Origin of the sequence: Pseudomonas syringae KCTC 12500 (assembly GCF_000507185.2) — a bacterium.
Lineage (GTDB): Bacteria > Pseudomonadota > Gammaproteobacteria > Pseudomonadales > Pseudomonadaceae > Aquipseudomonas > Aquipseudomonas syringae.
Map to the genome: position 1 here is coordinate 1,214,796 of NZ_AYTM02000002.1, position 13,415 is coordinate 1,228,210.

General features: G+C 58.0%; 15 protein-coding genes and 1 other RNA gene. 6 read left to right on the plus strand and 10 right to left on the minus strand.

Features of this window, described 5'->3' with window-relative positions; all coding sequences use genetic code 11:
- Position 1 precedes the first annotated feature (1 nt).
- From mraZ to rsmI, 3 genes are all read right to left on the minus strand, one after another.
- Positions 2-457, minus strand: coding sequence for a division/cell wall cluster transcriptional repressor MraZ (gene mraZ, locus V476_RS05785; RefSeq protein WP_003406034.1), 456 nt, complete (start codon positions 455-457; stop codon positions 2-4).
- A 307-nt stretch (positions 458-764) separates the two neighbouring features.
- An RNA gene (gene rnpB, locus V476_RS26355) (RNase P RNA component class A) lies at positions 765-1,122 on the minus strand.
- A gap of 85 nt (positions 1,123-1,207) precedes the next feature.
- Positions 1,208-2,077: a 16S rRNA (cytidine(1402)-2'-O)-methyltransferase gene (rsmI, locus tag V476_RS05790; protein WP_024959687.1), complete on the minus strand. Its 870-nt coding sequence runs from the start codon at positions 2,075-2,077 to the stop codon at positions 1,208-1,210.
- Positions 2,078-2,357: 280 nt separating this feature from the next.
- On the opposite strand from rsmI, the gene V476_RS05795 reads away from it, so the two are divergent.
- The 4 genes from V476_RS05795 to V476_RS05810 all read left to right on the plus strand — a co-directional run bounded on the left by V476_RS05795 (position 2,358) and on the right by V476_RS05810 (position 5,874).
- Positions 2,358-4,172 (plus strand): penicillin-binding protein activator, encoded by a 1,815-nt coding sequence (locus tag V476_RS05795; protein ID WP_024959686.1) that lies wholly within the window; start codon positions 2,358-2,360, stop codon positions 4,170-4,172.
- Positions 4,169-4,543 carry a YraN family protein gene (locus tag V476_RS05800; RefSeq protein ID WP_024959685.1) on the plus strand — a complete coding sequence of 125 codons (375 nt, stop codon included), beginning with the start codon at positions 4,169-4,171 and terminating at the stop codon, positions 4,541-4,543. The genes V476_RS05795 and V476_RS05800 overlap by 4 nt, the downstream gene beginning before the upstream one ends.
- Positions 4,544-4,705: 162 nt before the next feature.
- Entirely contained in the window at positions 4,706-5,299 is a 594-nt protein-coding gene (locus V476_RS05805; protein ID WP_003418801.1) for a phosphoheptose isomerase, read from the plus strand.
- Positions 5,296-5,874: a BON domain-containing protein gene (locus V476_RS05810; protein WP_003313570.1), complete on the plus strand. Its 579-nt coding sequence runs from the start codon at positions 5,296-5,298 to the stop codon at positions 5,872-5,874. Before V476_RS05805 ends, V476_RS05810 begins: the two co-directional genes overlap by 4 nt.
- A gap of 60 nt (positions 5,875-5,934) precedes the next feature.
- On the opposite strand, the gene V476_RS05815 is transcribed toward V476_RS05810, so the two are convergent.
- The 4 genes from V476_RS05815 to rplM all read right to left on the minus strand — a co-directional run bounded on the left by V476_RS05815 (position 5,935) and on the right by rplM (position 8,106).
- Entirely contained in the window at positions 5,935-6,354 is a 420-nt protein-coding gene (locus tag V476_RS05815) for a ClpXP protease specificity-enhancing factor (RefSeq protein ID WP_003418802.1), read from the minus strand.
- Positions 6,355-6,371: 17 nt separating this feature from the next.
- On the minus strand, positions 6,372-6,989 hold the full coding sequence (locus V476_RS05820) for a glutathione S-transferase N-terminal domain-containing protein (RefSeq protein ID WP_003424513.1): 618 nt from the start codon (positions 6,987-6,989) through the stop codon (positions 6,372-6,374).
- A 281-nt stretch (positions 6,990-7,270) separates the two neighbouring features.
- Positions 7,271-7,663 (minus strand): 30S ribosomal protein S9, encoded by a 393-nt coding sequence (rpsI, locus tag V476_RS05825; protein WP_002555064.1) that lies wholly within the window; start codon positions 7,661-7,663, stop codon positions 7,271-7,273.
- Between the two features lie 14 nt (positions 7,664-7,677).
- Entirely contained in the window at positions 7,678-8,106 is a 429-nt protein-coding gene (gene rplM, locus V476_RS05830) for a 50S ribosomal protein L13 (RefSeq protein ID WP_002555065.1), read from the minus strand.
- A gap of 452 nt (positions 8,107-8,558) precedes the next feature.
- Here rplM and V476_RS05835 point away from each other — a divergent pair, with 452 nt between their 5' ends.
- Positions 8,559-9,506 carry a GlxA family transcriptional regulator gene (locus V476_RS05835; protein ID WP_003418804.1) on the plus strand — a complete coding sequence of 316 codons (948 nt, stop codon included), beginning with the start codon at positions 8,559-8,561 and terminating at the stop codon, positions 9,504-9,506.
- Positions 9,507-9,570: 64 nt separating this feature from the next.
- Here the strand turns inward: V476_RS05835 and zapE are convergent, their stop codons facing one another.
- From zapE to V476_RS05850, 3 genes are all read right to left on the minus strand, one after another.
- On the minus strand, positions 9,571-10,665 hold the full coding sequence (zapE, locus tag V476_RS05840) for a cell division protein ZapE (RefSeq protein WP_024692202.1): 1,095 nt from the start codon (positions 10,663-10,665) through the stop codon (positions 9,571-9,573).
- Positions 10,666-10,727: 62 nt separating this feature from the next.
- Complete coding sequence (locus V476_RS05845) at positions 10,728-12,077, minus strand: tryptophan--tRNA ligase (RefSeq protein ID WP_024959683.1); 1,350 nt, start codon at positions 12,075-12,077, stop codon at positions 10,728-10,730.
- A 39-nt stretch (positions 12,078-12,116) separates the two neighbouring features.
- A complete protein-coding gene (locus V476_RS05850; protein ID WP_024959682.1) occupies positions 12,117-12,746 on the minus strand; it encodes an alpha/beta hydrolase in 630 nt (209 codons plus the stop codon).
- Between the two features lie 145 nt (positions 12,747-12,891).
- Here V476_RS05850 and V476_RS05855 point away from each other — a divergent pair, with 145 nt between their 5' ends.
- Positions 12,892-13,335 (plus strand): Z-ring associated ZapG family protein, encoded by a 444-nt coding sequence (locus V476_RS05855; protein ID WP_003340664.1) that lies wholly within the window; start codon positions 12,892-12,894, stop codon positions 13,333-13,335.
- Positions 13,336-13,415: the final 80 nt, after the last annotated feature.

Here is a 13,415-nt window from a genome sequence, read left to right on the forward strand (position 1 = left end):
GTCACAGGATCAAATCACGTAATTCGTCGGGCATCGCGCCAGGTTTTTGAATGGCAGCCAGGTCAGCATCAGCAAGAGCATTCCAGGCGTCCTCGTCCCACAGTTGAAACTTGTTCAGCTGGCCCACCAGCATTACGCGCTTATCCAGCTTCGCGTACTCGCGTAGGCGCGGCGGTACCAGAAAACGCCCACTCCCGTCGAGTTCCAGATCGACAGCATTACCAATCAGAAGCCTTTGCAGACGGCGGTTCTCTTCACGAAAGGTCGCCAGATCACGAAGTTTTGCTTCTATCAGCTCCCATTCGGAAAGCGGGTAAAGGCAAAGGCATGGATCAACGGCATCGATGGTCACGATAAGTTGGCCGGCGCTACGCGAATCCAACTCGTCACGGTACCGGCTCGGCATAGCGAGACGGCCCTTGGCATCGAGATTGATCGCATTGGCACCACGGAACACAGGCGCATTCTCCGAATATTAGCTTTTTGCGCTAAAAAAACCCACTTCGTGCCACTTTCTGCCACTTGCGCACACTATAGGAACGCGGCCACCACACCGTCAAGGCACGGTCTTAAGGAAAACCCTTACATTTCGGAGATTTAGGAGAGGTATTGGGGATAAAAGGGTAATTCTGAGAAGGATCCGACGGATAAATCCCACACAGCTCAAATCGTTGCGATTCAAAGTTAATGTGATTTATGAGCTGTAAGATTTTTTTGGTATTACGGAGGGGTTTTGCTGCTTGAAACGAAGGGGAAGAAAAAAGGTGGAGAGTCGATCTGTAAGCCGGGTTCTGTCGAGAACAGTCATTCCTCTACGACGGCCATCACTGGACGCCTTTAGCAACCTACCCGGTTCCAGCGCGGGCCACGCCTAGGAACCCTATTTGGTCTTGCTCCGAGTGGGGTTTACCTTGCCACGAACTGTTACCAGACGTGCGGTGCGCTCTTACCGCACCTTTTCACCCTTACCGGCACCGAAGTGCTTAGGCGGTTATTTTCTGTGGCACTTTCCGTAGGCTCACGCCTCCCAGGCGTTACCTGGCACTCCGCCCTATGGAGCCCGGACTTTCCTCCCCCCCTTGTTGCGGAACAACAAGAGGCAGCGACTGTCCAATCGACTCTCCGCCGACAAGGTTAGCGGCACACGCCAACAAGAACAAGCTTTAATAGCATGCGTGTCCCCCTTACCCCTTTCAAAAGCAGGCCGTTACTCCTTCTGCTTCTCCAGCGCCACCTGATACAGCAGGTTCTTGCGCACGCCGGTTATTTCGGCAGCCAGTGCCGCGGCACGCTTGAGCGGCATCTCTGCAAGCAACAGATCCAGCACCCGCCGAGCCTCCTCACCAATGACGTCCTCGTCATGCGGCGGCGTCCAGCCAGCCACCAGCACCACGCACTCGCCACGCTGCTGATTAATGTCGGATTCGACAAATGCCCGCAGCTCACCCAAAGGCAGACCCTTGAGGGTTTCGAAAGTTTTGGTTATTTCACGCGCCAGCAACGCCTGACGATCAGCACCGAAGACCAGCTCCATATCCTGCAGGCATTCCAGGATGCGGTGCGGCGCTTCATAGTAGATCAGCGTGCGCGGTTCTTCTTTGACACGCTCGAGCCTGGCCTTGCGACCCGCAGACTTGGCCGGAAGAAAACCCTCGAAAATGAATCGATCCGACGGCAGCCCGGCCGCAGACAAAGCCGCAATCAAGGCGCAAGCACCCGGCACCGGTACGACCTGCACACCTGCGGCACGCGCCTGGCGCACCAGGTGATAACCGGGATCGGAGATCAGTGGCGTGCCCGCATCGGAAATCAGTGCGACGTCATCACCGGCCAGCAGACGCGTGATGAAACGACTACCCTCATCACGTTCGTTATGTTCGTGACAGGCAGCCAATGGCGTGGAGATGCCGAAGTGTTGCATCAGACGTGCGGAATGACGCGTGTCTTCAGCTGCGATCAACGCGACGTCGCGCAACACCTTCAAGGCCCGCACACTCATGTCGTCCAGATTGCCGATAGGAGTCGCCACTACATAAAGCGAACCCGGAGTGGAATTCGAAACAACCGGAACAGTCAAAACGCAAACCTCGCAGGTTAAAACAGGTGCTTGGAAAAAATGCATTGTACAGGCTGCGGCCCGGCGGAACGGTTCGCGCGTCAGGATGCCGACAAAAAAGGAATGAAAACATGTTCAGACCCGAGCAAGAAACGCGGCGCACCTCGCCAATTGAACGATTTGGCCGCCAGATGACCTTAACGCGACTGATATCACGGCTTTAAATACCATCGACATCGCACCCCGGCCAGCGCTTGGGTACAATCCCCCGTTAATTCGCTCGAGTTTCAGGAACATACCAATGATCGCTTGTCTGCGGCTGCTCTCTGCCCTCTGCCTCGCTGCCCTCCTCGCAGCCTGTGCCAGCTCGCCCTCGTCCAGCCTTGGCGAGCTGCCTCGAACCCCTGATGCCAGCATCGAGCAATTGCTCGAGCAGGCCGCCAGCGCCAAAACACCCGAGCAGGCCGCAACGCTGCGCTTGAGTGCTGCCGATCTGGCCAGCCGCCAGAACGACGCAGGACGCGCTGCGCAGATCCTCGGACAGGTGCAAATCGATCAACTCAAGCCCGGCTTGCAGGTTTTCGCCAGCACACTGTCCGCTGAGCTGGCGATGGGCCGCAATCAGCCCAAGGCAGCGCTGACCGCGCTGAATCATCCAAGCATGCAACGCTTGGGCGAACTGTCGGTCGAGCAGCAGGTCCGCACTCACATGGTCAAGGCGCGCGCCCTGGAAGCCGATGGCCAGGCACTCGCAGCCGCCCATGAACGTGTTTACGCCGGCCCGCTGCTACAAGGCGCAGACGCCAGCGCCAACAATGACGCGATCTGGACACTGGTCTCCGCCCTGCCTGCCGAGCAACTGCAGAGCACAGCCACCGACGACATGGGCGGCTGGCTGAATCTGGCTCGCTCGATCAAGGGCGCAGGCACGCTCGAGCAGCAACAGACTGCCATCGACAACTGGAAAGCGCAGAACCCTAAACACCCTGCTGCACAGCAACTGCCAACCGCCCTCGCCCAGCTGCGCGCATTGACCAGCGAGCAGATTACCAAAATTGCCCTGCTGCTGCCGCAGGACGGTCAGTTGGCCGCAGTTGCCAAAGCGTTGCGCGAAGGCTTCATGGCCGCGCACTTCCAGGCTCAGCAAGCAGGCGAGAATCCTCCGGCCATCCAGGTCTTCGACAGCTCGCGAATCACCTCGATGGACGAGTTCTACCGTCAGGCTCAGGCCGCTGGTGTGCAACTGGTCGTCGGTCCGCTGGAAAAGAACCTCGTCAAACAGCTGAACAGCCGTCAGCAGTTGCCTATCACCACCCTGGCGCTGAACTACAGCGATACCAGCAATGAAGGCCCGGCGCAGTTGTATCAGTTCGGCCTGGCCGCAGAAGACGAAGCCCGCGAGGTTGCACGTCGCGCCTGGGCAGACGGCAAGCGCAGCGCCGTGGCGATGGTTCCGAAAGGCGAATGGGGCGACCGCGTGCTGGATGCCTTCCGCAAGAGCTGGCAGGCCAAGGGCGGCACGCTGATCGCTGCAGAGCACGTCGATCAGCCTGTAGAACTGGCACAGCAGGTCGCCGACCTGTTCCAGCTGCGCAACAGCGAAGGCCGCGCGCAGCGCCTGCAAAGCACGGCCGGCACTCAAGTCGCCGCTCAGCCAAGCCGTCGCCAGGACATCGACTTCATGTTCCTCGCCGCGACCCCACAGCAAGCGCAGCAGATCAAACCCACCATGGTCTTTCAGTACGCAGGTGACGTTCCGGTCTACGCCACTTCGCACCTGTTCACCAACAGCAACGATCATGCGCAATACATGGACCTCAATGGCGTGCGCTTCTGCGAAACGCCATGGCTGCTGAACGCCGAAGACCCGCTGCGCCAGCAGGTCACCGCGCAATGGCCACAGGCTGCAGGCAGCCTGGGTCGCCTGTATGCGATGGGTATCGACGCCTATCGCCTGGCACCGCGCCTCGCACAGCTCAAGGCGATGCCTGACAGCCGCATTGACGGGCTGTCCGGCAGCCTTAGCCTGAACCCTGGCCGCCGTGTCGAACGTCAGCTGCCATGGGCCGAATTCGTCGACGGCAAGATCCAGCGCCTGCCGGACACCGCTCCTTGATGCAACGCAGCACCCGCCAGCAAGCAGGGCGCGAGGCCGAAGCCTTCGCCCTGCAGTTTTTGCAACAACAGGGGCTGCGCCTGATTGAACAAAACTGGTTATGCAAACGCGGCGAGCTTGATCTAGTCATGCTTGACGGCGATACAGTAGTATTCGTCGAAGTTCGCTACCGTCGCCATTCAGGATGGGGTGGTGCCATGGAAAGCGTCGATTTTCGCAAGCAGGGGAAACTCGTCACCGCCGCACAGCTTTTTCTACAGCATGCAACGGCCTGGGCCAATCACCCCTGCCGTTTCGACGTGATCGCCATTGAAGGCGAGCCCGGCAAGGCTGCACCGCTGAACTGGATCAAGAGCGCTTTTGACAGCTGACCTGGCGCAGTGGCCCGACTTGAGTCATGACCTGCAATACACTACAGCCCTCACCGATTTCGCTATTTGTTTTGCCGGCTGCACACCTTGTGTGCCGGATAGCTCCCGGGAGAACCCGGCGCATCCGTCCCGCCGCCGTACGCTCTAATTAAGGTCACATTGATGGACATGCAATCCCGAATTCGCCGGCTGTTCCAGGCCAGCATCGAAACCAAGCAACAGGCGATGGAAGTCCTTGCACCCTTTATCGAGCAAGCCAGTCAGGTCATGGTCAATGCCCTGCTCAACGAGGGCAAGATGCTCGCGTGCGGCAACGGCGGTTCAGCTGGCGATGCACAGCACTTTTCCTCGGAACTGCTCAACCGCTTCGAACGTGAGCGGCCGAGCCTGCCGGCAATTGCACTGACCACCGACAGCTCGACGATCACCTCGATCGCAAACGATTACAGCTACAACGAAATCTTCTCCAAACAGATCCGCGCGCTGGGTCAGCCAGGCGATGTATTGCTGGCTATTTCTACCAGCGGCAACTCGGCGAATATTATTCAGGCCATCCAGGCCGCACATGATCGCGAAATGATTGTCGTAGCATTGACGGGACGCGACGGTGGCGGCATGGCCTCACTGCTATTGCCTGAGGATGTGGAGATCCGCGTACCCGCCAATGTCACGGCACGCATACAAGAAGTCCATCTGCTGGCGATCCATTGCCTTTGCGATTTGATCGACAGCCAACTGTTCGGGAGTGAAGAATGACCCCTAATCGTCTCAGCCTACTGGTTCTGACACTGTGCCTCAGCATCACCGGATGCAGTTCGGTGATCACGGCCACTCGCGAAAAACCGATCGAAGACGATCGCGGCACGCGCACCTTCGGCAGCAAGATCGATGACTCGCTGATCGAGACCAAGGCAGCCGTCAACATCTCCAAGGCCAGCCCTGACCTCGCAGAGGGCTCGCACATCGTCGTGACCAGCTTCAACGGCATCGTGCTGCTGGCTGGCCAGACACCGCGCGCCGACCTCAAGGCCATGGCCGAACAGGCCGCCAGCGCCGTTCAGCGCGTCAAGAAGGTCAACAACGAGCTGCAGGTGATGGCACCCTCATCGCTGCTGGCGCGCAACAACGATGCTTGGCTGACGACCAAGGTCAAAAGCCAGATGATCGCCGACGCATCCATCCCCGGCTCGCGTATCAAGGTGGTGACCGAGAACGGCATCGTGTTCCTGCTGGGCCTGGTAACCCAGGACGAAGCCAATCGCGCCACCAACCTGGTACAGGGCGTCTCCGGCGTACAGAAGATCGTCAAACTCTTCGAGTACATCGACTGACGGGTAACCGGCAGGCATGAAAAAGGCGATCCGAAGATCGCCTTTTTTATTGCCCGTTTTTTACTTCACGACCTTCAGACTCGGCCTGCCACTCGGACGCGGCGGTTCGCTGTCTGGCGGAGGCGTATCGTCTTCGATCTCGATCTCTATTTCCTCACCCTCTTCCATGGAAGGCTCCAGATCGAAAACCATGCCCTGACCGTTCTCGCGGGCATAAATACCCAGGATGGCAGCGACAGGTACATAAAGCGTGTGCGGCACACCGCCGAAGCGGCCTTCGAAGCTCACCGCTTCGTTATCCATATGCAGATGACGCACGGCACTCGGCGAAACATTCAGGACAATCTGCCCGTCATTGGCAAATCCTTGTGGGACCTGCACCGCCGGGTAATCCGCATTGACCAGCACATGCGGGGTGCAATCGTTATCGACGATCCACTCATAGAGAGCACGAACAAGATAAGGGCGACTGGAGTTCATTAACGGCTCCTTAAGCCTTAGCGCATTTCACGTTCGGCATCAGACAGACTCGTCTGAAAAGCCTCACGCGCAAATTGGCGCTCCATATAATCAAGCAACGGCTTGGCAGGCCGCGGCAATTCAATACCCAAAATTGGCAAACGCCAGAGTATGGGGAGTAGACAGCAGTCAACAAGACTTAGCTCGTCACTCATGAAAAAAGCTTTTTCCGCGAACAACGGGGAAACTCCGGCCAGACTCTCACGGAGCTCCTTGCGCGCCTGAACACGAGCAGGCTCCTTGCTGCGCGTATCCAGAATCAGGTCGACAAGGCCGCACCAGTCTCTCTGGATACGATGGATCAGCAAACGACTGTTGGCACGAGCAACCGGATAGACGGGCAGCAGAGGCGGATGTGGATAGCGCTCATCCAGGTACTCCATCACCACGGTCGACTCGTACAACGCCAGGTCACGATCAACGAGGGTCGGCACACTGCCGTATGGATTTACTTCAATCAGCTGCGGCGGATGACGACCTGCCACCACTTCAATGATTTCGGCGCTGACACCCTTCTCGGCGAGCACAATGCGTACGCGATGAGAATAGTGGTCGGCGGGGTCGGAGTAGCAGGCCAACCGGTTGGTCACGCCCATGGCGATCCTCCTCGCTTGTTAAAATTTATCGGACAGACGAACGAACGCGCTTGAAGGGCGCATCCGATAATGAACGCAACAGGACAGGTGTTCGTCGCGGGCCACAAGATAGCTCATTTACGCGATGTAAATTCCGTAATCTTCGTCGACAGGCGGATAAATTTCACAATATCGACGTAAAAGGAGCAACGCAAAAACATCCTGACCGTAAAAATCACGCCCATAAAAAAACGCCCAGCCCCGCGAGGGGATGGACGTTCTTTCTTTGAACGAAGAGCGTATTAACGCTTCGAGTACTGCGGACGCTTACGCGCTTTACGCAGACCGACTTTCTTACGTTCAACTTCACGAGCATCGCGAGTCACGAAGCCTGCTTTACGCAGAGCGCCACGCAGTGTCTCGTCGTACTGCATCAGAGCGCGAGTGATACCGTGGCGGATTGCGCCAGCCTGACCACTCACACCGCCACCGATAACGGTGACGTAGATGTCGAACTTTTCAACTGTCTCGGTCAGTTCCAGCGGCTGACGAACTACCATGCGGGCAGTTTCGCGGCCGAAGAAATTATCCAGGGAGCGGTTGTTGATCGAGATGTTACCAGTACCCGGACGCAGGAAAACGCGAGCGGTTGCGGTCTTGCGACGGCCAGTGCCGTAATTTTGAGTCGCCGACATAATGAACTATTCCGTTAAAACTTCAGTTCTTGGGGCTGCTGAGCAGTATGAGGGTGTACAGCGCCCGCATAGACTTTCAGCTTACGATACATGTCGCGACCCAGCGGGTTCTTAGGCAGCATGCCTTTGACCGCGGTCTCGATCACGCGCTCAGGAGCTTTGGCGATCAGCTTTTCGAAGTTGATCGACTTGATCCCGCCCGGAAAACCGGAGTGTGAGTAGTAGATCTTGTCGGTGGTCTTGGCACCAGTAACGCGGATCTGCTCGGCATTGATCACGACGATGTAGTCGCCAGTATCAACGTGCGGAGTGTATTCCGGTTTGTGCTTGCCACGCAGACGGCTCGCGATTTCGGTGGCCAGACGACCCAGGGTCTGACCAGCAGCGTCGACGACGAACCAGTCGCGCTTAACTGTTTCCGGTTTAGCAGTAAAAGTTTTCATTCTTTATAGCCTCAGGGGCCGCCCTGAAAATTAGACGGCGGATCTTACTGAATAGTGCGTACTTTGACAAGTCAAAGGCAGCCGGAAACAGACGCTATCGGGGGCTCGGGTCAGCGCGTCCGTTATACGGCAAGATTCTTCGGCAGACGGCGCATCACTTCCACTGCAAAGAGCTGGCGGATTATACAGACTGTAAAAATAACCTCAACCGGATTTTTTGTTCACATTCTGTTTATTGCCTGCGGGGCGTGGATTGGCGGATATTTACCCTCTTAGCACAAAGCCATCATGGGAGCCCTGCCAAGGAGCCCCACGTAACGAGGCTGGACAGTTTTGGCAAAAAATAAGACGATCCAGCCGTTGCTTGACCATTTACCCATATAAGAATAACGATTATGCCGATCCAACACGCCACTCTTCTGCGCCGCGTAAGCATCCTGACCACGGACAAGATGTTTGCCTCCACTGTCATGCAGGCCAAGGATTTCTTCCATCTCGCGAGCCTGCGCTACAGCAAGCAACTGGGCCATGGCCTGGTACCCGCCTTCGAAACGCGCCTGGTCAGCCCGGACGGGCTTTCGGTCAGCAGCTTCAGCGATGTCACCCTGCCGGTCGACGGCGCGCTCTGCCAGAGCGACATCATCGTCATCCCGGCCTTCTGGGACGATTTTGAAACCCTCTGCCAGCGTTACCCACAGATCCTGCCGTGGTTGCGCGAACAGCACGCCAATGGGGCGGTACTCTGCGCCGAAGCCACCGGTGTCTACTGGCTTGCCGAAGCCGGCTTGCTGGACGGCAAGGAAGCGACGACCTACTGGCGCTTTTTCAGCGCATTCGCCGAGCGCTATCCCAAGGTCCTGCTCAATCAGGAAAAGCACCTGACCGACGCCGACAACGTGTATTGCGCGGGCGGCACGACCTCGGCCTGCGATCTGTACATTTATCTGATCGAGCGCTTCTGCGGCGCCAATGTCGCCCAGGCCGTCGCCCGCGACATCCTCTATGAAGTGCGTCGCACCTACTCGCCGGGGCGAATCGGTTTTGGCGGTCAGAAGCTTCATCAGGACGTGGTCATTCTGCAGATCCAGCACTGGCTGGAAGAGCACTTTGCCGACAAGTTCCGCTTTGAAGACGTGGCCCGTGAGCACGGCATGAGCATTCGCAATTTCATGCGCCGCTTTCAGACCGCCACAGGCGACAAGCCGCTGCATTACCTGCAACGGCTGCGGATCGAAACGGCAAAGGGATTGCTGTCGGGGACGCGCAAGAGCATCAAGACCATCAGCTACGAAGTGGGCTACGACGACGCCAGCTTCTTTGCCCGACTGTTCCGCCAGCACACCGAGCTGTCACCCAATCAGTATCGGCAACAGTTCGAGGGTCAGAGGGAGAAGCTATAAGCTGCAAGCTGCAAGAGCCTGGGCTTTTAGCTTGCGGCTTGCAGCTTGAAACTTGCCGCTGCGACTAGGCCCTGTGCGCCCGCGAGAGGAACTCGTGGGATTGCATTTCCAGCAGACGGCTGAGGGTGCGCTGAAACTCGAACATCAACCGGCCACCGGTGTACAGGTCCTTCAATTCGACCTCGGCCGAGATGATCAGCTTGACGTTGCGATCGTAGAACTCGTCGACCATGTTGATGAAGCGTCGGGCGATGTCGTCGGTGGCGACGTCCATCTGCTCGACGCCACTGATCAGCACGGCATGGAAGATCTTGCCCAGCTCGATGTAGTCGTTCTGACTGCGCGGGCCGTCGCACAACTCACGGAAGTCGAACCACGCCACATCGTCACAGGTGCGCAGCGCACGGATCTCGCGGTTTTCGATCATCAACACATCGTTTTCGATGGTTTCCGCGCAATCCGGAGTCAGCGCCTTGAAGCTTTTACGCAGGCTCTCCTGTGCAACTTCGTTGAGCGGGAAATGGAACAGTTCAGCCTGCTCCAAGTGACGCAGACGGTAATCGACGCCACTGTCGACGTTGACGATGTCGGTGTTCTGCTTGATCAGCGCGATGGCCGGCAGGAAACGCGCCCGCTGAAGGCCGTCCTTGTACAGGCCGTCCGGAACGATGTTGGAAGTGGCCACCAGCGTCACGCCGTTCTTGAACAGCTCTTCCATCAGCGTGCCGAGGATCATGGCATCGGTGATATCGGAGACAAAAAACTCGTCGAAACAGATGACCCGCGCCTCATCGGAAAACCGCCTGGCGATGATCGTCAGCGGGTTTTTCTCGCCTTTGAGGGTCTTCATCTCTTCGTGCACGCGCTTCATGAAGCGGTGGAAGTGCGTACGGACCTTGTCCTTGAACGGCAGCGCGTCAAAGAACGTATCGACCAGATACGTCTTGCCGCGGCCTACGCCACCCCAGAAGTACAGCCCCTTGACCAGCGTCTGCTCTTTCTTGCCGAACAGTTTGCCGAACAGGCCGGGCTTGCTGTCGTGAGCGGCGATCAGATCGTCGTACAGGCGCTGCAGATGGCGCACAGCGTTTTCCTGCGCGGCATCGTGAAAGAAGTCCGGGCGTTTCAGATCAGCTTGATATCGTTCTAGGGGCGTCATAATTCGTTAGCAAGGCAACAAAAACGGGTCGTCACTGTAGCGACGACCCCGGGGATTGGCAATCAGTCCTGTTGAGGAGCGAGCGCCAGCTTGAGTGTTTCGATGGCACTGTCGCGCGCGGCAGCGTTGGCGAATACCGGACTGTCCGCCACGCAGGCGCCGTCCAGCCACAGCGTGAAGCGATCGTCTTCGCTGCGCAGGTCCAGTTCGCCGCCCTGCTGCAACTGCTTGCTGACCACGCCTGCAGCCTTGCCATCGGCAAAGTTGCGCGACAACAGCAACTGCTCGCCATCGGCTGCCAGCAGACGGAAACGGAAGCTACCGTCGTCTTCACGGAAGCTGACGAAACGAGCGCCCTTGCTGGCCTTTTTCTTACCCGTGTCGGCGTTCTGCACCACGGTACGGAAAGACCGCAGGCCCACCGCCTCGCGCAATTCCTCGAGGAATGGGGTGGCGACACGTCGGGCTTTCTGCGCGCCAGCGAGCAGGATGTCTTCTAGATCGGCAGGACGCTCGATCAGCCCCAGATACTTTTCACGGGGCTCGCTCAGCTGTGCATCCAGCAACGTAAACAGACGATTCTTGGCTTCACCCCAACCCAGACCCTGCAACAGGTCAGCGCGGAACTCGGCGCACTGCTCGGCCGTCGAGAAAGCCTGGTACAGGGTAAACAGGTGCGAGGTGTCCGGGTCTTTCGCTTCGCCCGGGGCACGCGAGTCGGTGACGATGCGCGATATCGCGCTTTTCATGTCCTTGGCACCGCTGAACAACGGGATGGTGTTGTCGTAGCTCTTGGACATCTTGCGACCGTCCAGACCTGGCAGCGTAGCCACGCTCTCTTCGATCAGCGCCTCGGGCATGACGAAGAATTCCTTGCCATTGCCGAACAGGTGATTGAAACGCTGACCGATGTCACGGGCCATTTCAACGTGCTGAATCTGGTCGCGACCTACCGGAACCTGATGCGCATTGAACATCAGGATGTCGGCAGCCATCAGCACCGGGTAGCTGTATAGACCCATGGTGATGCCTGCGTCCGGGTCTTCGCCACCTTCCACGTTCTTGTCCACCGACGCCTTGTAGGCGTGGGCGCGATTGAGCAGGCCCTTGGCCGCGACGCAGGTGAGCAACCAGGTCAGTTCCGGGATTTCAGGAATGTCCGACTGGCGATAGAAGGTCACACGATCGACGTCCAGCCCCGCCGCCAGCCAGGTCGCTGCGATTTCCAGACGCGAGCGCTGAATCCGCAGCGGGTCATCGCATTTGATCAGCGCGTGGTAGTCGGCCAGAAAGTAGAACGAGTCGAAGTCGCTCTGACGGCTGGCGACAATGGCCGGGCGAATCGCGCCCGCGTAGTTGCCCAGATGGGGAGTGCCGGTGGTCGTGATACCGGTCAGGATACGAGTGGTCATGGCAGGTCGCTTATCAATAGGATGCAATACGGGCTGCAATCAGCTGGAAAGTCGCGGCAGGAGCAGATCTTTCAGATCAGTCAGCTTGCCGTGAAAAAAGTGTCCGCATTCTGCCACTTTCAGCAGCTCATGGGGACGTTGCAACGCGGCGGACCATGCATAGACCGTCTCAGGGTCGATCACTTCGTCGTTCTCCGGCTGAATGATCGTCAGCGGGCAAGCCTTGGGCAGTACGCTTTGGTCCTTGAGGCGCGACGCCGCAGCCGCAATCAGAAACAGATGCGTGAGCTTTTCACCCTGCGCTTCCAGCCTGCCACCCAGGTTTGCAGCAACGTAGCCGCCAAAGGAAAATCCGAACAGGGTCATCGGCAGATCAGGATGTTGCGCCCGCAGCCATTGGGCGGCAGCCTGGGCATCATCGATCTCGCCTGGCCCGGCAACCGAGGTACCGGCACTGGCACCGACGCCGCGATAATTGAAGCGCAACGTGATCAAACCCTGATCGCGTGCGGTACGCTGCAACGTCGAGACGACTTTATTGAGCATCGTTCCGCCCTGTATCGGGTTAGGATGACAGATCAGTGCAACACCTCGGGCGTCGGGGACATCCTGATACAGCGCTTCGAGCTGGCCTTCAGGGCCATCGATAAATAATGGGGTTTCACGCATGAGCAAAACAGAACTCCGTGACCTCGAAATGGGTCGACTCGTCTAGCTGATTGTCTGCGGCATGCATATCAACGATACGTCGCGGGTATACAGCGCAGGTTCGAGCCGTTAACGTAAAGCAAAGCCGTTTATAGAGGAAGGACTCGTGGAACACTCGCTCTTAGTCTGGTTGTTGCCGACGCTCGCCCTGGTGGCCGGTGTCGTCATTGGTTTTCTGGTGGCACGCCTGCTGCCCAACACCGTTCCGAACAGCACCCAGCGCCAGCTGGATGACATTCAGGAGCGTTTCGACGCCTATCAGAACGAGGTAGTCACGCACTTCAACAGCACGGCCAATCTGGTACAAAAGCTTTCACAGAGCTATCAGGATGTTCAGGAACACCTTGCCGAGGGCGCCAACCGTCTGGCTCTCGACGAGCTGACCCGCCAACGCCTGCTGGCCGCCCTGCACCCTGAGGCCAATCATGCGCACCGCGATCATCGCGACCGCCTGACCCCGCCACGTGACACTGAAACACCCAAGGATTACGCGCCCAAGTCGCCCAACTCCCCGGGCATGCTGGATGAGCATTACGGCTTGAAGAAGTAAGCTTTCGCAGCCACACAAAAAGCCCGCCGCAGAGAGCATCTGCGGCGGGCTTTTTTTGTAGCATCGAAACTGCAATCCCT